Origin of the sequence: Calidifontibacillus erzurumensis, from assembly GCF_013303125.1 — a bacterium.
Taxonomy (GTDB): domain Bacteria; phylum Bacillota; class Bacilli; order Bacillales; family Bacillaceae_J; genus Calidifontibacillus; species Calidifontibacillus erzurumensis.
In genome coordinates this window covers 99,301-118,701 of the sequence record NZ_JABTTE010000004.1, presented here as the reverse complement: position 1 = coordinate 118,701, position 19,401 = coordinate 99,301, and the positions used below count along the sequence as shown (strand labels likewise).

Genomic DNA, 19,401 nt, shown 5'->3' with positions numbered 1-19,401 from the left:
CTGAAAGGTACCTCTAGTCCACCTTGGGGTACCTTCCTTTGTTTCATAAGGGGGAGAGATAGTGTCTCAAGCGTTAGTGGATAGAAAAGAAAGATTTCAGCTTTTGTTAGAACAAATTTCGATGCCAAAAGATCTTATAGATTCATATTTTCAAAATGGATGGATCGAAAAATTGACCATTGAGCGTAGTAAAAAATTATGGCATTTTGAATTTGGGCTACAGTCTCATTTGCCTTTTGAAGTATTCTTATTATTTAAATCCCATTTAATAAAAACATTCCAGCATATTGCGCATATCACTTTTTCACTTTCCTATTTAAATCCAACTGATTGTAAATCACTTCAAGAATATTGGCCTTATATTATAGAGCAATTAAATGGTATTACTCCAGCAATTTCATTATTGCTAAAAGAACAAAAACCAATGATAAACGGATCAAAATTGTTCATCCAAGTTCGAAATGAGCCAGAGTCAGCTTTAGTTAAGAAGAAGCAAGAAAACTTTGATGCTGTGTTGCAAACACTAGGTTTTCCTTCTTTTAAAATTGAAACTGAAATTTTAAATATGGAAGAGGAATATATAAAGTTTAAAGATCAAATGGAAGATGAAGACCGCTCAAAAATGATTGAAGCACTTGCATCAATCGAAACAAGTAAAAAGGAAGCTGCAAAAGAAGAAAAAATACAACAAGAGGCACTTACGATTGGGTATACGATTAAAGATGAGCCTGTACCGATTAAAGAAATTCAAGAAGAAGAACGGCGCATCACTATCCAAGGTTATGTCTTTTTTAGCGAATTAAAAGAATTAAAGAGCGGACGCTCATTATTAACACTGAAAATTACAGATTATACGGATTCTTTAATGGTTAAAATCTTTTCTCGGGATAAAGAAGATATACCATTATTGGAAATGATTAAAAAAGGAATGTGGGTAAAGGTACGGGGAGGAATTCAAAACGATACGTTCGTTCGTGACCTTGTTATGATTGCCCAAGATATAAACGAAATAAAGCCAATTGAACGGCTCGATACAGCTGAGGAAAAAAGAGTAGAGCTTCATCTTCATACGCAAATGAGCCAAATGGATGCTGTAACATCGATTTCAGACCTTGTTAAACAAGCGAAAAAGTGGGGCCACGAAGCTATAGCCGTTACAGACCATGCTGTTGTACAAGCCTTTCCAGAAGCGTATGCGGCAGGAAAAAAACATGACATTAAAATTATTTATGGTGTGGAAGCAAATCTCGTTGATGACGGTGTGCCTATTGCCTATAATTCAGCACATCGATTATTAAGTGAAGAAACTTATGTCGTTTTTGACGTAGAAACGACAGGTTTATCGGCTGTCTACGACACGATCATTGAACTTGCAGCTGTCAAAGTAAGAAATGGAGAAATCATTGACAGGTTTGAAGCATTTGCAAATCCACATCACCCGTTATCTGCAACGACAATCGAGTTGACAGGGATTACCGATGATATGCTGAAAGATGCACCAGATGTAGAAGTGGTTTTAAAACAGTTCCATGAGTGGATCGAAAACGATATTTTAGTTGCACATAATGCTTCGTTTGACATGGGATTCTTAAACCAAGGGTTGCAAAAAATCGGAATTGAAAAAGCAGCGAATCCTGTCATTGATACATTGGAACTCGCGCGCACATTATACCCTGAATTAAAAAATCACCGATTAAATACATTATGTAAAAAATTTGATATTGAACTGACGAAGCACCACCGTGCTATTTATGATGCCGAAGCAACTGGTTATTTACTAATAAAAATGCTGAAAGATTGTGAAGAAAAAGGCATTCGTTATCATGATGAATTTAATGATTATTTGGGTCAAGCTGATGCTTATAAACGTTCTCGCCCGTTCCATTGCATTTTATTAGCACAAAATAATATCGGGTTGAAAAATTTATTCAAACTAGTTTCTTTTTCTCATGTAGATTATTTCTATCGCGTTCCGAGAATTCCAAGGTCTGTATTAATTAAGCACCGGGAAGGAATTATTGTCGGTTCGGGCTGTGATCAAGGGGAAGTTTTTGAAGCTATGATGCAAAAATCCCCAGAGGAAGCTGAGGAAATTGCAAAGTTCTATGATTATTTAGAAATCCAGCCACCATCCAATTACTATCATTTACTCGAAAAAGAAATCATTCAAAATGAACGTGCTTTACTTGATGTTTTAACGAATATCGTAAAGCTCGGTGAAAAACTAGGAAAGCCGGTTGTAGCAACGGGCAATGTGCATTATTTAAATGAAGAGGACCATGTTTATAGAAAAATTTTGATTGCGTCTCAATCTGGCAATCCGCTTAATAAACAAACACAACCGATCGTCCATTTCCGAACAACAAACGAAATGCTCGAGTGCATGTCTTTTCTGGGAGAAGAGAAAGCAAAAGAAGTTGTTGTAACAAATACAAAAAAAATAGCTAGCCTCATTGAAGACGTGAAACCGATAAAGGATGAATTGTATACACCAAAAATTGACGGAGCAGAAGAAGAGATACGGGAAATGAGCTATAGGCGTGCTCGTGAAATTTATGGTGAGAATTTGCCGGAAATTATCGAGGCAAGGTTAGAGAAAGAGTTAAAAAGCATTATTGGTCATGGATTTGCCGTTATTTATTTAATTTCTCATAAACTTGTTAAGAAATCTCTTAATGACGGTTATCTCGTAGGTTCGCGCGGTTCGGTAGGATCGTCTTTTGTAGCAACAATGACGGAAATCACAGAGGTTAATCCATTGCCACCTCATTATGTTTGTCCAAATTGTAAGCACTCGGAGTTTTTTGACGACGGATCGGTCGGATCAGGTTTCGATTTGCCAGACAAGCTTTGCCCGAAATGTGGAACAGAATATAAAAAAGACGGACATGACATACCGTTTGAAACATTCTTAGGGTTTAAGGGTGACAAAGTTCCAGATATCGATTTGAATTTCTCTGGAGATTATCAACCGCGAGCTCATAATTATACAAAAGTTTTGTTCGGGGAAGATTATGTTTACCGAGCTGGAACAATCGGTACAGTTGCTGACAAAACAGCTTTTGGTTTTGTTAAAGGTTATGCTTCTGATTTCAACTTGACATTTCGCGCTGCTGAAATTGAGCGGCTTGCAGCAGGATGTACAGGTGTAAAAAGAACGACAGGACAGCATCCTGGCGGTATTATCGTTATACCAGATTACATGGATGTGTATGATTTTACACCAATTCAGTACCCGGCTGATGATGTCGATGCTGATTGGAAAACGACGCATTTTGATTTCCATTCCATCCATGATAACGTGTTAAAGCTTGATATTCTTGGACACGATGATCCGACTGTCATCCGAATGCTACAAGATTTAAGTGGAATCGATCCAAAAACGATTCCGACGGATGATCCAGAAGTAATGAAAATATTTTCAGGAACGGAATCGTTAGGGGTAACAGAGGAACAAATCATGTGTAAAACGGGTACTTTAGGAATCCCAGAGTTTGGTACAAGATTCGTCCGTCAGATGCTTGAAGAAACAAAACCAAGTACATTTTCCGAACTTGTCCAAATTTCAGGGTTATCCCATGGTACAGATGTTTGGCTTAACAATGCGAATGAACTTATTCAATCCGGCACATGCACATTAAGTGAAGTTATCGGGTGCCGTGATGATATTATGGTTTATTTAATTTACAAAGGCCTTGAACCTTCATTAGCTTTTAAAATTATGGAATCCGTCCGTAAGGGGAAAGGATTAACGGACGAATTTATTGCAGAAATGAAAAAACATAATGTTCCAGATTGGTATATTGAATCATGCAAAAAAATTAAATATATGTTCCCTAAAGCTCACGCTGCCGCTTATGTATTAATGGCGGTTCGGATCGCCTATTTTAAAGTCCATTTTCCAATATTGTTTTACGCAGCATATTTTACGGTGCGTGCAGATGACTTTGATATTGAAACAATGATTAAAGGTAAAAATGCAATCCGCCGCCGCATTGAAGAAATTAATGCAAAAGGTTTGGACGCATCTACGAAAGAAAAAAACTTGCTGACTGTCCTAGAACTTGCTTTGGAAATGTGTGAGCGTGGATTTTCTTTCCAAAAAATTGATTTATACCGTTCAAGTGCTACGGAATTCATAGTTGATGGTAATAGTTTGATTCCGCCATTTAATTCCATTCCTGGCCTTGGTACGAACGCTGCATTGAATATTGTAAAAGCACGAGAAGAAGGCGAATTTTTGTCAAAAGAAGATTTGCAACAAAGGAGCAAAATTTCCAAAACAATTCTTGAATATTTAGAAAGCCAAGGTTGTTTAGATGACCTGCCTGATCAAAATCAGCTATCCTTGTTTTAAAGGGGAACTTCCGTTTTCTCGTCTTGCATAAAATTTGTTCGTATGGTATATTTTTATTGACGTTACGAAAAATATTGGTAATTCTCAAAGAGTGGGCCAAAACCCACTCTTTCATTTTCGTTTTACGCAACTTTGATCGCTATATGTATGAATGATCCCTGCTTAACAAGCAGGGAATTTTATATCGATTAGAATGAAAGGACTGCTTCAGAAGAAACGCGCTTTCGAAAAGGAGGTTAAGCATGAGCAAGAAAGTAACAGAAATAACTGAGGAGCTTGTATTGCCAATTCTTGCAGAAATGAATTTAGAACTTGTTGATATTGAATTTGTGAAGGAAGGTAAGAATTGGTACTTAAGAGTTTTTATTGATTCCGAAAAAGGGATCGATATCGAAGACTGTGGAAAAGTAAGTGAAAAATTAAGTGAAAAGCTCGATGAGAAAGATCCTATTACCTATCCTTATTTTTTGGAAGTTTCTTCGCCTGGAGCTGAACGTCCTCTAAAAAAACCTGAAGATATGAAAAAAGCTATTGGAAAACAAGTTCATATAAAAACTTATGAACCGATTGAAGATGCGAAGGTTTTTGAAGGAAGGCTTCTTTCTTTTGATGGGGAAACTGTCGTTGTCGAAACCCTTGTTAAAACTAGAAAAAAGCAATATGAAATTCCATATAATAAAGTTGCTAGTGCTAGGCTGGCAGTTACCTTTCACTAACGTTAAGGATTGATTACATTAAAGGAGAGAAAACAATGAGTAGTGAATTGTTAGATGCCTTAACATTGCTTGAAAAGGAAAAAGGCATTAGTAAAGAAGTTTTGTTAGAAGCGATCGAAGCTGCGTTAATATCAGCTTATAAGCGCAATTTTAACTCGGCACAAAATGTTCGCGTGGATGTCAATCCGGAAACAGGAACGATGCGGGTGTTTGCTCGAAAAGAAGTGGTTGAAGAAGTATTCGATCCACGTCTCGAAATTTCATATGAAGAAGCGAAAAAAATAAATCCGAATTATGAAATTGAAGATATTGTTGAAATCGAAGTGACTCCGAAAGACTTTGGACGAATTGCAGCGCAAACCGCGAAACAGGTGGTAACACAGCGCGTTCGTGAAGCAGAACGGGGTGTCATTTATTCAGAATATATTGACCGTGAAGAAGATATTATGACCGGTATTGTCCAGAGGCAGGACTCTCGCTTCATTTATGTGAACTTAGGTAAAATTGAAGGTCTTTTACCTGCAAGCGAACAAATGCCAAATGAAACATATAAAGTCCATGACCGTATAAAAGTTTATATTACAAAAGTTGAAAAAACGACAAAAGGACCGCAAATTTTTCTTTCAAGAACACATCCAGGTTTATTAAAGCGTCTATTTGAACTTGAAGTTCCTGAAATATACGATGGAACCGTTGAAATTAAGTCTGTATCTAGAGAAGCTGGAGACCGTTCGAAAATAGCAGTTCATTCAGACAACCCAGATGTGGATCCGGTTGGTTCATGTGTCGGTCCAAAAGGCCAACGGGTTCAAGCGATCGTAAATGAGTTAAAAGGTGAAAAAATTGATATCGTTCGTTGGTCTAAAGATCCAGTCGAATATGTAGCAAATGCATTAAGTCCAGCCCAAGTTGTAAAAGTGCTTGTAAATGAAGAGGAAAAAGCTACAACTGTAATTGTTCCTGATTATCAGTTGTCCCTTGCAATCGGCAAAAGAGGTCAAAATGCGCGTCTAGCAGCTAAATTAACAGGCTGGAAAATTGACATAAAAAGTTTATCAGAAGCAAAAGCTCTAAATATTTTAACCGACGAGCCTGCTGAAGAAGAAGAGCCGTTATTTTCACCGGAAATTAATTATGAAACAGACGAACAAGATGATACAGAGTTGGGAATTCAACTAGAAGAAGATGTACAAACAGATCGTTTGTTCTCCGATGAAGAAACAGAAGATATAGATGAAAAGTAGAGGTGGGACCGGATGAAGCAAAGGAAAGTGCCAATGCGTAAATGCGTTGCTAGTCAAGAGATGAAGCCAAAGCGCGACCTCATCCGCATTGTCCGTTCAAAAGACGGGGAAGTCTCCATTGACCCTACAGGTAAAAAATCTGGAAGAGGCGCCTATCTTAGCAAAGATAAAGAGTGCATTCTTCTCGCCAAAAAGAAAAATATTCTTGAACATCATTTAGAAGTAAAAATACCGGAATCATTTTATGATGAAATACTCCAATTCCTTGAAAAGGAGCAATAAACATTTGAATGATAAAAGATGGATGTCGCTATTAGGTCTATGTAATCGGGCAGGTCAACTAATCTCAGGTGAAGAATTAGTCGTTAGAGAAATCCGAAAAGGGAAAGCAAAATTAGTAATTTTATCTAATGATGCATCGGCGAATACAGCAAAGAAAATATCTGATAAATGTCAATATTATCAAGTTCCTTTGAAGAAAGTGAATGACCGTTTTACATTAGGTCAGGCTATAGGCAAAGACACTCGCGTTGTTGTTGCCGTTCTTGACGATGGTTTTGCTAAGAAATTAGAGGAGTTGCTCGATTAAATTTTTTGGGGGTGAACGTATGAGTAAGATGCGTGTCTATGAATATGCAAAACAACATAATAAATCAAGTAAAGAAATTATTTCTAAATTAACAGAAAATAATATCGAGGTAACGAACCATATGTCCATGTTAGATGAAGACGCAATTAAAGTTTTAGATAAAGTGTATACAAAAAATAAACCGCAAGAAGCAGACCAAGCGAATACACATCCACAAAAGAAAGATGGAAAGCGTCCTAAGTTCGATCCTAAGAAACAAAAGAAAAGAGGACCAAAAGGACCTATTCTTCCAATCAGTGAACAAGACGAAATAGAAGAAGATGTACACGGTACTGATGATGACTACGTTTATGAGCCAAAAAATAAAAGCAAAGGTCCGAAAAAAGTAAAATCAAAACAAGAACGAGAAAAAGAAAATAGTAGCGAAAAAATTGTAAAGCAACATCCGAAAAATAAAAAACAAAAGCAAAATCAAAAACAACAAAACGTGCAACAAGCGCCTAAAAAAGAAGAAACAGTTAAGGTCGTAAAATATGAAGAGAGCTTGACGGTGGGAGAGTTAGCGAAAAAATTAGGAAAAGAACCGTCAGAAATCATTAAAAAGTTGATGATGCTTGGTGTCATGGCAACAATAAACCAAGATTTAGATGATGATACCATCGAATTGATTGCATCAGAATATGGTGCGGAAGTACAAAAAGAAGTTGTACTTGATATGACAGATTTAGAAAACTACATCGGAGAAGACAAACCAGAGGATTTAGTAGAGCGGCCGCCAGTTGTGACAATTATGGGCCACGTCGACCACGGTAAAACAACATTGTTAGACTCCATTCGTCATGCAAAAGTTGCAGCTGGTGAAGCTGGAGGAATTACACAACATATTGGTGCTTATCAAGTTGAAATAAATGATAAGAAAATTACGTTCCTTGACACACCAGGTCACGAAGCATTTACAACGATGCGTGCCCGCGGTGCCAGCGTAACTGACATTACTGTTCTCGTTGTAGCTGCTGATGATGGTGTTATGCCTCAAACAGTTGAAGCTATTAACCATGCTAAAGCAGCAGGTGTGCCAATTATTGTTGCTGTAAATAAAATTGACAAAGAAGATGCAAATCCTGATCGAGTCATGCAAGAGTTAACGGAATACAATCTTATTCCAGAAGCTTGGGGCGGAGATACGATCTTTGTTATGTTATCAGCATTAAAAGGTCAAGGTATCGATGAATTGCTAGAAATGATTTTATTAGTAAGTGAAGTGGAAGAGTTTAAAGCTAATCCAAATCGACCTGCGGTGGGTACAGTTATCGAAGCGAACCTTGATAAAGGAAGAGGTCCTGTAGCAACATTGCTCATTCAAAACGGTACATTGAAAGTGGGCGATCCGATTGTTGTCGGAAATACGTACGGTCGTGTTCGTGCGATGGTGAATGATATGGGTCGCCGCGTAAAAGTAGCAACTCCATCAACACCTGTTGAAATCACAGGCTTGCACGAAGTTCCAAGTGCAGGTGACCGTTTTGTCGTATTTGAAGATGAAAAGAAAGCACGTCAAATTGGCGAAGCGCGTGCCCAAAAGCAGCTTGAACAGCAGCGTGCAGAACGAAACAAAGTCAGCCTTGAAGATTTATTTGAACAAATTAAACAAGGTGATATGAAAGAACTTAATATCATCATCAAAGCGGATGTTCATGGCTCAGCCGAAGCACTGTCATCTTCATTGCAAAAGATTGATGTTGAAGGTGTAAAAGTAAAAATTATTCACACTGGTGTCGGTGCGATTACAGAATCTGATGTTATTTTAGCATCTGCTTCCAATGCGATTATTATCGGATTTAATGTCCGTCCTGATGTAAATGCAAAGAAAACAGCGGAAGCAGAAAAGGTTGATATCCGCCTGCACCGCATCATTTATAAAGCTATCGAGGAAATTGAAGCGGCAATGAAAGGAATGCTCGATCCTGAATATGAAGAAAAAGTAATCGGTCAATTAGAAGTAAGGGAAATTTTCAAAGTTTCCAAAGTTGGTACAATTGCCGGTTGCTATGTAACTGACGGGAAAGTCACTCGGGATGCGGGTATTCGTTTAGTTCGTGATGGTGTTGTTATTTTTGAGGGCGAAGTCGATACGTTAAAACGTTTCAAAGATGACGTAAAAGAAGTAGCCCAAGGTTATGAATGTGGATTGACGATTAAAAACTATAATGATATTAAAGAAGGCGACATTATTGAAGCATATGTAATGGAAGAAGTAGAACGTAAATGATTGGCTGTGCAACATGCGAGTGCATCATATATAATGCGAACTCCCTAAAGGAAAAAAGGGCAGTTTTACAGCGAATTATTACGAGATTACGACAACGCTTCAATATATCGGTGGCGGAAACAGATTTTCAAGATTTATGGCAGCGGACAGAAATTACAATTGCGATTGTTTCCTCTGATAAAATTGCTGCTGAAAAAGAGCTTGAAAAAGCGCTACAAATGATTGATTCATTTCCTGAAATTGAAAGGACAGTTACAACCATTGATTGGTTATAACTTCAAATAGCGAGGTGATAGACATGGGCAATATTCGTCCTACAAGAGTTGGAGAACAAATGAAAAAAGAATTGAGCGATATTATTAGCCGAAAAATTAAAGATCCTCGTATAGGTTTTGTTACTGTAACAGATGTGCAAGTGTCAGGGGACTTGCAAATAGCAAAAGTCTATATAACTGTCCTTGGAGATGAAGAAGCAAAACAAAATACACTAACTGCTTTGGCAAAAGCAAATGGATTTATCCGTTCCGAAATCGGTAAAAGAATTCGTTTAAGAAAAACGCCTGAAATATTTTTTGAGTTTGATGAATCGATTGAATATGGAAATCGAATTGAAACAATTTTAGAACAACTACAAAAAGAAAAAGAACAACACAATTCTGAAGGATAGACTATTGTCTATCCTTTTTCTAAGAAATAAAATAGGGGGGTTGGTTTTGGAAGGGATCTTACCTCTTTGGAAACCGAAAGGAATGACGTCCCATGATTGTGTTTTTAAGCTTCGCAAGCTATTAAAAACAAAAAAAATAGGACATACCGGAACATTGGACCCCGATGTTGACGGTGTATTGCCTATATGTGTCGGCAGGGCGACAAAAGTGGCAGAATATTTGACAGAAGCAGAGAAAGCGTATGAAGGGGAAGTCACCTTAGGTATTGCAACAACAACTGAAGATGCCTCTGGGGATGTTATTGATAAAAAAGAAATTACAGGACAAATAATGAGAAATGAAATTGATGATGTGTTAATGAAATTTCATGGAACTATCGTTCAAATACCTCCTATGTTTTCAGCTGTGAAAGTTAATGGAAAGCGACTGTATGAATATGCTCGAAGTGGACAGGAGGTAGAACGTCCGAAGAGAAAAGTTCAAATTTATGAAATCAAAATATTAGATGAATTTGATTTTTTAGATCAATCGAATCCTTCATTTCGTTTTTATGTACGTGCGAGCAAAGGGACATATATTCGTACGTTGGCGGTAGATATTGGAAAGGAGCTTGGCTATCCAGCTCATATGTCGAAGTTAACTAGAGTTGCTTCAGGCAATTTTACGAAAAATGATTGTTTGACGTTTGAAGAAATTGCTGAAAAGCTCGAAAATGATAATTTACAGTTATATCCATTAGAGAGAGCTCTATTACATTTGACGAAATTCGAAATTAATGAAAAACTAGAAAGGAAAGTACAAAACGGACAAATCCTTCCGATCCCAGATGGGTACGGTGAAATGAAGCGGCTAGCCCTATACAATAGCAAAAATGAATGTATTGCAATTTATGTGCCGCACCCGACGATTTCAGGGATGATGAAACCAGAAAAGGTGTTAAAAATCGATTAAATAGAACCACGCGCTTCGTCAAGTGGCTGTTGGATAAAGCAGGTGAACAGAATATGAAAGTCATTAGGTTAAGCCATCCCCATTCTTTCAAGAAAGAGGATTTTCCACCACTTGTTTTGGCATTGGGGTATTTCGATGGCGTTCATCTTGGCCATCAAAAAGTGATCAAGACGGCTAAAATAAAAGCAGAAGAATTAGGATATAAAAGTGCTGTTATGACTTTTTATCCACATCCAAGCGTAGTTTTACGAAATAGTAAGGAACATGCAGCATGTATAACATCAATTAAAGATAAAGAAGAGGAAATAAAAAACCTTGGTATCGATTATTTATTTATAGTTGAATTTACGAATCATTTTGCTGAATTACTGCCTCAGGAGTTTGTAGACCAATATATTATTGGGCTTCATGTGAAACATGTTGTTGCCGGATTTGATTATACATATGGACGGCTTGGTAGAGGAACAATGGAAACATTACCTTTTCACTCAAGAAAGCAATTTACGCAAACTGTCGTTGAAAAAGTTGTTGAAAATAATGAAAAAATTAGCTCAACATTAATTCGTATATTAATACAAAATGGGGAAGTCCATCGATTACCAGCATTTTTAGGCCGTTACTACAAAACGACTGGGATCGTTGTCCATGGGGAAAAACGGGGGAGATTGATCGGATTTCCTACAGCAAATATTGAACATGTTGATGATTACATTCTTCCGTTAACAGGAGTCTATGCCATTTGCGCAAAGGTTGAGGGTAAGTGGTATAAAGGAATCTTAAATATTGGTTATAAACCAACATTCCACGACCCATCCACTGTAAAACTGGCGATTGAAGCCCATCTTTTTGATTTTGAAAAAACAATTTACGGCCAAACAGTGCAAATTGTGTGGATTAAGCGTCTTAGATCCGAAAAAAAATTCACATCTGTCGAAGAATTAATTAAGCAAATCGGAAAAGATAAGGAAGAGGCACAACAATATTTTGCAAAAAACAGCCAAGAAAAACTTGCATTTTGCCTAAAACAATAGTATTCTAAATAATGCATGGAAAAGAAGAACCATTGCTTGGCAATGCGCCTCACCAACGCTTGCTAGGGAATTGGGGATTTAAAGATGAGGAGGTGAATAGGATGGCGATCACACAAGAACGTAAGCAAGAAATAATTAATGAATTTAAAATTCATGATAATGATACTGGTTCACCAGAAGTTCAAATTGCTGTCCTAACAGAAGAGATTAACAATTTGAATGAACATTTGCGCGTTCATAAAAAAGATCATCATTCACGCCGTGGTCTATTAAAGATGGTAGGGAAACGTCGCAACTTGCTTAACTATCTTCGTAATAAAGACATTACACGTTACCGTGAATTGATTCAAAAGCTTGGATTACGTAGATAAGATTTACAAAAAGCGGGATTAATCCCGCTTTTTTCTTACGCAAATATAACTGGAATAAATTGGTAATTTATTGAAGGTATAAACTACATACAATATAGTAGATAGAAGACAATTAAGCAATCTGACAATCGACATTTCACCGATATTGACCACAAACGCAAATCATAAGAGAGGGGTACTGACTTACATGGAACAAGGAAAACAAATCTTTTCCATGGATTGGGCGGGCCGCCCATTAGTAGTTGAGATTGGCCAGTTAGCTAAACAAGCCAATGGCGCTTGCCTGATTCGCTATGGAGAAACAGCTGTCTTGGCAACAGCTACAGCTTCTAAAGAAGCGAAAAATTTAGGTTTTTTTCCACTTACTGTAAACTATGAAGAACGCTTATATGCGGTTGGTAAAATTCCTGGTGGTTTTATTAAGCGTGAAGGCCGCCCGAGTGAGAAAGCGATTTTAGCTAGTCGTTTAATCGATCGTCCAATTCGCCCATTATTTGCTGAAGGTTTTCGCAATGAAGTTCAACTTGTTAGCATTGTCATGAGTGTTGATCAAGATTGTTCACCTGAAATGGCAGCAATGTTTGGATCATCTTTAGCATTAACAGTTTCTGACATTCCATTTGACGGCCCGATCGCAGGTGTAACAGTCGGCCGCGTAGATAATGAATTCATAATTAACCCAACGATTGAACAACAAGAAAAAAGCGACATCCACTTAGTGGTTGCCGGCACAAAAGACGCAATAAACATGGTTGAAGCAGGTGCAAAAGAAGTACCTGAAGAAGTAATGTTGGAAGCGATCATGTTTGGCCATGAAGAAATTAAGAAATTAATAGCTTTTCAAGAGGAAATTGCCAAACACGTAGGCAAAGAAAAAATGGAAGTAGAACTATATGAAATTGATGCAGAACTTGAGCAAGAAATACGTGAGATGGCTGAAGAGGATATTAAAAAGGCAGTCCAAGTATCAGAAAAACTTGCTCGTGAAGAGGCTATCAATTCCGTTAAAGAAGCTGTAAAAGCAAAATATGAAGAGCAAGAAGGCGTTACAGAAGAGACGCTCATGCAAGTTGACGAAATCTTGTACAAGCTCGTGAAAGAAGAAGTGCGCCGCTTAATTACGAAAGAAAAAATTCGTCCGGATGGTCGAAAAATTGATGAAATTCGTCCACTTTCATCTGAAGTAGGTTTATTACCAAGAGCGCATGGTTCAGCATTGTTCACGAGAGGACAGACACAAGCATTGAGCACTTGTACACTTGGCGCTTTAGGTGATGTACAAATCTTGGACGGTTTAGGTATCGAAGAATCAAAAAGATTCATGCACCATTATAATTTCCCATCATTTAGTGTTGGAGAGACAGGTCCAATCAGAGCTCCAGGACGAAGAGAAATTGGACACGGAGCTTTAGGTGAACGGGCACTCGAACCAGTCGTTCCATCTGAAAAAGAATTTCCATATACAATCCGTTTAGTTTCTGAAGTCCTAGAATCGAACGGATCTACTTCTCAAGCGAGCATTTGTGCAAGTACATTAGCAATGATGGATGCTGGGGTACCAATTAAAGCACCTGTTGCAGGGATTGCCATGGGACTTGTTAAATCCGGTGATGATTATACGGTTTTAACAGATATTCAAGGAATGGAAGACCATCTAGGCGATATGGACTTTAAAGTTGCCGGGACAACAAAAGGTGTTACAGCTCTACAAATGGATATTAAAATTTCCGGTTTATCTCGAGAAATTTTAGAAGAAGCTTTAATGCAAGCGAAAAAAGGAAGAATGCAAATATTAGAACATATGATGCAAACATTAGCTGCGCCGCGTGAACAATTGTCACAATATGCACCGAAAATTTTAACGATGACGATTAACCCGGATAAAATTCGCGAAGTCATCGGTCCAAGCGGGAAACAGATCAATAAAATTATTGAAGAAACTGGCGTAAAAATTGATATTGAACAAGATGGTACGATCTTTATCGCTTCACCGGACATGGCAATGAACGAAAAAGCTAAAAAAATGATCGAAGATATTGTACGCGACGTAGAAGTTGGTCAAATTTATTTAGGTAAAGTAAAACGTATTGAAAAATTCGGAGCATTTGTTGAAATCTTCCAAGGTAAAGATGGGCTTGTTCATATTTCCGAGTTGGCTCAAGAGCGTATTGGAAAAGTGGAAGATGTCGTATCCATCGGGGATGAATTATTGGTTAAAGTAACGGAAATCGATAAACAAGGAAGAATTAATCTTTCCAGAAAAGCAGTTTTAAAAGATCAAAAAGAAAAACGGAATCCATCGTAAAGGAAAGGAAGCTGAAATTGCAGCTTCTTTTTTAATATTTTAAAAAGAATAACTTGTTAAAGGAATAAAGTAATAGAAAAGATATTATTTTACCATTGCAGGAAAATTACCTATTTTCCTAATGTTCTATGATCTCGTCTGATTTCATAATTTTGTTATGAAGGAGGACGAGTATAATGATTCGATTGGCTATTCAACTTGTAGTTTTTTCTGTACTGCTAATTATTACAATCGGTGCCTTTCAAAACCCATATAAAACTGATTTTAAAGATGCAATAAAAAAATCTGCGATTGCAGTTTCAAATCAAAAAGATCCACTTTATTTGGAAATTGTGAAGCAAAAGGATAAATATGAAATTCCACCTCAAGATGCTAGGATTGATCGTGTTTGGAAAGCAATCCCTGGTCTAAATGGTTTGAAAGTTAATGTTGAAGAATCATATAAAAGAATGGAGAAAAGCGGAAAATTTAACCCTCTTTTACTAGTATTCGAAGAAGTAAGGCCAAAAGTCACTTTAGATGACCTTCCACCTTCTCCCATTTATCGTGGTCATCCTGATAAGCCGATGGTATCTTTTTTAGTAAATGTCGCTTGGGGAAATGAATATATTCCATTTATGTTAAAAACAATGGCGAAACATCATGTTACAGCTACATTTTTTTTAGATGGAAGCTGGGTGAAAAAATATCCCGATATTGCAAAAATGATTGTAGATGCTGGGCATGAAATTGGCAACCATGCTTACAGTCATCCTGATTTGAAAAATTTATCGAGTCATGCTATTCGTGAACAAATTGTTAAAACGAATGAAATCATTAAAGCCACTACGGGTGTTACTCCAAAATGGTTTGCACCTCCTAGCGGAAGTTTCAAAGATGAAGTTATTAAAATAGCAGCAGAAGAAAATATGAAAGTCATTTTATGGACTGTTGATACGGTTGATTGGCGCAGACCTGATCCGACGGCAATGGTCGACCGTGTTGTTTCAAAAATATCAAATGGCACGATGATCTTAATGCACCCTACTTCATCAACTGCAAAAGGATTAGAAAGTTTAATTTTAAAAATAAAGGAAAAAGAATACCAAATAGCAAATGTGTCAACATTATTAAGTGAAGAAAGAGTTAAGATAAAGTAAATATGGAAATTTATGAAATACGTGACATTCACTATTAATATTGGTATGATGCTACTTGAGTATTTTGGATATGGGAGGATTTCACTTGATTAAAAAATATACTTGCCAAAATGGAGCTAGAGTTGTACTAGAAAAAATTCCAACAGTCCGCTCAGTTGCTATTGGAATCTGGATCGGTGCTGGCTCACGATATGAAACAAAAGAAAATAACGGTATTTCCCATTTTTTAGAACATATGTTTTTTAAAGGAACAACAACGAGAACTGCTAAGGAAATTGCTGAAAGTTTTGATAGTATTGGAGGACAGGTAAATGCATTTACCTCCAAAGAATATACATGCTATTATGCAAAAGTTCTAGACGAACATGCAAGCTTTGCATTAGAAATATTAGCAGATATGTTTTTTAACTCTACTTTTAATGAAGAAGAGTTAAAGAAAGAAAAAAATGTTGTTTTAGAAGAAATAAAAATGTATGAGGATACACCGGACGACATTGTTCATGATATGCTAAGTAAAGCAACATTCGGAGATCACCCGCTTGCTTATTCTATTCTAGGTACAGAAGAGACATTAGCAAGTTTTAATGGGGATACATTAAGAAAATATATGGATCAATATTATACCCCTGAGAATATTGTCATTTCAGTTGCCGGTAATATTGATGAAATGTTTATAAAAGAAGTTGAAGCTTATTTTGGTCATTTTGAAGCTAAATATGCACAACCACTTTCCAAACAGCCTGTCATTTTAGATGAAAAGATCGCAAGGAAAAAAGATACGGAACAAGCTCATTTATGTCTAGGATTTCATGGACTACCGGTAGGGCATGATGAGATTTACTCTTTAATAGTGTTAAATAATATTGTAGGTGGCAGCATGTCCAGCCGTCTTTTTCAAGATGTAAGGGAAGCACGCGGACTTGCCTATTCCATTTATAGCTATCATTCCTCCTATTTAGATTCAGGTATATTAGCTATTTATGGGGGAACTGCTAATAACCAATTGGATATTTTATTTGAAACAATCCAAGAAACATTGGCAACTTTAAAACGGGACGGCATTTCTGAAAAAGAACTTGCAAACAGCAAGGAACAATTGAAAGGAAATTTAATGTTAAGTTTAGAAAGTACAAACAGTAGAATGAGCCGAAACGGTAAAAATGAATTGCTTTTAAAAAGACATCGTTCTTTAAATGAAATACTAGATCAAGTATCAGCTGTGACATTGGATTCCGTTAATAATTTGGCAAAAACAATATTTACGGATCAATACGCCCTTGCATTAATTAGCCCTGATGGAAAATTGCCGAAAAATATTCAATAAAGTTCTATGATCATAAATAGTCATTTTTTTATTGTAATGAAAATAGGATTAGATAAGGCATAAACAACCTAGGAGGGGCAAAAATGAGGCTTAGTGAAATGAATGGCAAAGAGATTATCGATTTAAAAAAAGGTGAACGGATGGGGGTCCTTGGGCAAGCCGATTTAGAAATCGATGAAGATACTGGCCATATCCAAGCCTTTCTAATCCCAACGATGAAATGGTTCGGTTTCAAAAAAAATGGAGTCGAAGTTAGAATTCCTTGGCAAAACATAAAGAAAATTGGCAGTGATATGATTATTGTCGACTTTCAAGATGAATATTAATTTTTTAGGGGCTTTCGAGAAATGAAATATGATTTCTGAATGCCCCTTTTCTTATACTTCAATTTTCGAGTTTTCATTACCCTTTTCTGTATTTTCCCTCTTCGGAGGATTAATGATTAGCAAAAAAATTTGTTAAATGAACGGTGAAATATTCACTTGTATTAATTAAACGAAATACGTTCAATCAATATATTATGTACTTATCGATTTGTATTTCATTTTTACAATCTTGTTGTAGAAAGATTCTTTTAAGAAAATAGTTGAACGTTTTCCAGTATTAATTTCCTCCATGCTAACCTTTCTTTCTTAATATTCCAATTCTCTATTCCTCCATGCCACGTTGTAGATTGTGTCCTTTTTCTTAAATCCTTTAATAAAAATCGCTTTTCATTTTGTTTAAGCATGTCTTTAAGGATCAATTTGTTTAGGACTATTTTTAAATTGATTGACGAAATAAAAGAAAGTGGAAAAAACGAAATCGTTTCCATCCACTTTCTTTATTTTTTAGACTTTATAGCTTTTTTTCACCTTCTTTTCCTGCTGTTCATATGATGTGAAAGAACGAATGTTAGGCTATTGAACCAATAAAGAAGGTGAGATGGAAATGCTAACTGACTTGCATATTGCTGTCATTGGTGGAGATGCACGTCAATTGGAAGTCATCCGTAGATTATCAGAAATGGATGCGAAATTATCTTTAGTTGGTTTTGAACAACTGGATCATGTATTTTCGGGATCTTCCAAAAAAGGGATCAATGAATTAGAATTTTCTGAACTCGATTCCATTGTTCTTCCTGTTAAAGGAGCCAACCTTTCTGGAGAGGTGGAAACGATTTTTTCTAACGAGAAGATTATTTTAACAGAGGAAATGTTAAAACAAACTCCTGATCACTGCATTATTTTTTCAGGAATAAGTAATCAGTATTTAGATGCAATTTGCAAAGAAGCCAATAGGAAATTAATTAAACTTTTCGAGAGAAATGATGTTGCCATTTATAACTCGATCCCAACTGTCGAAGGCACGATTATGATGGCAATTCAGCATACAGATATCACCATTCATGGTTCGAATGTTGTTGTTATTGGATTAGGAAGAGTCGGTATGTCAGTGGCGAGAGCATTTGCTTGTTTAGGGGCTAAAGTAAAGGTGGGCGCAAGGAAATTAGAAGATATTGCTCGGATTACCGAAATGGGTCTTTATCCGTTTTTTACAGATGACCTTATGAAGGAAGTTAGCGATGCAGACATTGTCATCAATACCGTTCCAGCATTCGTTGTGACAGCTGCAGTTATTTCGAAAATGCCACTTCACACAGTTATCATTGATCTTGCTTCAAAACCTGGAGGAACGGATTTTCGCTATGCTGAAAAAAGAGGCATTAAAGCATTGTTGGCACCGAGCCTTCCGGGGATAGTTGCCCCAAAAACAGCTGGGTCCATTGTTGCCAAAGTAATTTCACAGATTTTAATTGAAGAGTTGAAACAAGGAAAGGAGTAATTTGTAAATGACATTAAATGGAAAACGTATCGGGTTTGGGTTAACTGGTTCGCATTGCACATATGATGCAGTTATGCCGCAAATTGAAAAGCTTGTAAAAGCGGGTGCCGAAGTTCAGCCGATTGTTACATTTACGGTAAAAAATACAACGACAAGATTTGGAAAAGGCGAAGATTGGGTGACAAAGTTAGAGGAAATGACTGGAAAAAAAGTAATTGATTCAATCGTGGATGCAGAACCACTTGGGCCGAAATATCCTTTAGATTGCATGGTCATTGCTCCTTTAACTGGGAATACTATGAGCAAATTAGCTAATGCGTTAACGGATTCTCCGGTGTTAATGGCAGCAAAAGCTACGCTCAGAAATTTAAAACCAGTTGTCTTAGGTATTTCAACAAATGATGCTTTAGGATTAAATGGCGTCAATTTAATGAGATTAATGGCGACCAAAAACATTTATTTCATACCATTCGGCCAAGATGATCCACTAAAAAAACCAAACTCTATAGTAGCAAGAATGGATGCATTGGTCGATACGGTAGAAGCGGCTCTTGAAGGCCGGCAATATCAACCAGTTTTAATCGAAAAATTCAGGGATAAAGCATAAAGAATT

17 protein-coding genes are annotated in these 19,401 nt (G+C 36.8%); all 17 read left to right on the top strand.

The annotated features are described in order from the left end of the window. The first annotated feature begins 61 nt into the window (after positions 1-61). Positions 62-4,357 carry a PolC-type DNA polymerase III gene (locus HR057_RS05115; protein ID WP_173730347.1) on the top strand — a complete coding sequence of 1,432 codons (4,296 nt, stop codon included), beginning with the start codon at positions 62-64 and terminating at the stop codon, positions 4,355-4,357. Between the two features lie 242 nt (positions 4,358-4,599). After that, a complete protein-coding gene (gene rimP, locus HR057_RS05110) occupies positions 4,600-5,073 on the top strand; it encodes a ribosome maturation factor RimP (protein ID WP_173730346.1) in 474 nt (157 codons plus the stop codon). 35 nt (positions 5,074-5,108) lie between these two features. Beyond that, positions 5,109-6,317, top strand: coding sequence for a transcription termination factor NusA (gene nusA, locus HR057_RS05105; RefSeq protein WP_173730345.1), 1,209 nt, complete (start codon positions 5,109-5,111; stop codon positions 6,315-6,317). A 12-nt stretch (positions 6,318-6,329) separates the two neighbouring features. Next, positions 6,330-6,599 (top strand): RNase P modulator RnpM, encoded by a 270-nt coding sequence (gene rnpM, locus HR057_RS05100; RefSeq protein WP_173730344.1) that lies wholly within the window; start codon positions 6,330-6,332, stop codon positions 6,597-6,599. Between the two features lie 4 nt (positions 6,600-6,603). After that, on the top strand, positions 6,604-6,906 hold the full coding sequence (locus HR057_RS05095; protein WP_173730343.1) for a YlxQ family RNA-binding protein: 303 nt from the start codon (positions 6,604-6,606) through the stop codon (positions 6,904-6,906). Positions 6,907-6,925: 19 nt separating this feature from the next. After that, positions 6,926-9,175, top strand: coding sequence for a translation initiation factor IF-2 (infB, locus tag HR057_RS05090; protein ID WP_173730342.1), 2,250 nt, complete (start codon positions 6,926-6,928; stop codon positions 9,173-9,175). Then, complete coding sequence (locus HR057_RS05085) at positions 9,172-9,450, top strand: DUF503 domain-containing protein (protein WP_173730341.1); 279 nt, start codon at positions 9,172-9,174, stop codon at positions 9,448-9,450. The genes infB and HR057_RS05085 overlap by 4 nt, the downstream gene beginning before the upstream one ends. A gap of 23 nt (positions 9,451-9,473) precedes the next feature. Continuing rightward, on the top strand, positions 9,474-9,842 hold the full coding sequence (gene rbfA / locus HR057_RS05080; RefSeq protein ID WP_173730340.1) for a 30S ribosome-binding factor RbfA: 369 nt from the start codon (positions 9,474-9,476) through the stop codon (positions 9,840-9,842). Between the two features lie 46 nt (positions 9,843-9,888). After that, positions 9,889-10,794, top strand: coding sequence for a tRNA pseudouridine(55) synthase TruB (gene truB, locus HR057_RS05075; RefSeq protein ID WP_173730339.1), 906 nt, complete (start codon positions 9,889-9,891; stop codon positions 10,792-10,794). A 53-nt stretch (positions 10,795-10,847) separates the two neighbouring features. Then, complete coding sequence (gene ribF, locus HR057_RS05070; protein ID WP_173730338.1) at positions 10,848-11,825, top strand: bifunctional riboflavin kinase/FAD synthetase; 978 nt, start codon at positions 10,848-10,850, stop codon at positions 11,823-11,825. Between the two features lie 101 nt (positions 11,826-11,926). After that, on the top strand, positions 11,927-12,196 hold the full coding sequence (gene rpsO, locus HR057_RS05065) for a 30S ribosomal protein S15 (protein WP_173730337.1): 270 nt from the start codon (positions 11,927-11,929) through the stop codon (positions 12,194-12,196). A 187-nt stretch (positions 12,197-12,383) separates the two neighbouring features. Continuing rightward, positions 12,384-14,501 (top strand): polyribonucleotide nucleotidyltransferase, encoded by a 2,118-nt coding sequence (gene pnp / locus HR057_RS05060; RefSeq protein ID WP_173730336.1) that lies wholly within the window; start codon positions 12,384-12,386, stop codon positions 14,499-14,501. Between the two features lie 176 nt (positions 14,502-14,677). Continuing rightward, positions 14,678-15,640 (top strand): polysaccharide deacetylase family protein, encoded by a 963-nt coding sequence (locus HR057_RS05055; RefSeq protein WP_173730335.1) that lies wholly within the window; start codon positions 14,678-14,680, stop codon positions 15,638-15,640. A gap of 70 nt (positions 15,641-15,710) precedes the next feature. Beyond that, on the top strand, positions 15,711-16,964 hold the full coding sequence (locus HR057_RS05050; RefSeq protein WP_173730471.1) for a M16 family metallopeptidase: 1,254 nt from the start codon (positions 15,711-15,713) through the stop codon (positions 16,962-16,964). Between the two features lie 83 nt (positions 16,965-17,047). Then, positions 17,048-17,290, top strand: a complete 243-nt coding sequence (locus HR057_RS05045) for a YlmC/YmxH family sporulation protein (RefSeq protein ID WP_173730334.1) — start codon at positions 17,048-17,050, stop codon at positions 17,288-17,290. Positions 17,291-17,894: 604 nt separating this feature from the next. Continuing rightward, positions 17,895-18,788, top strand: coding sequence for a dipicolinic acid synthetase subunit A (gene dpaA, locus HR057_RS05040; RefSeq protein ID WP_173730333.1), 894 nt, complete (start codon positions 17,895-17,897; stop codon positions 18,786-18,788). 7 nt (positions 18,789-18,795) lie between these two features. Then, on the top strand, positions 18,796-19,395 hold the full coding sequence (locus HR057_RS05035; RefSeq protein WP_173730332.1) for a dipicolinate synthase subunit B: 600 nt from the start codon (positions 18,796-18,798) through the stop codon (positions 19,393-19,395). Positions 19,396-19,401: the final 6 nt, after the last annotated feature.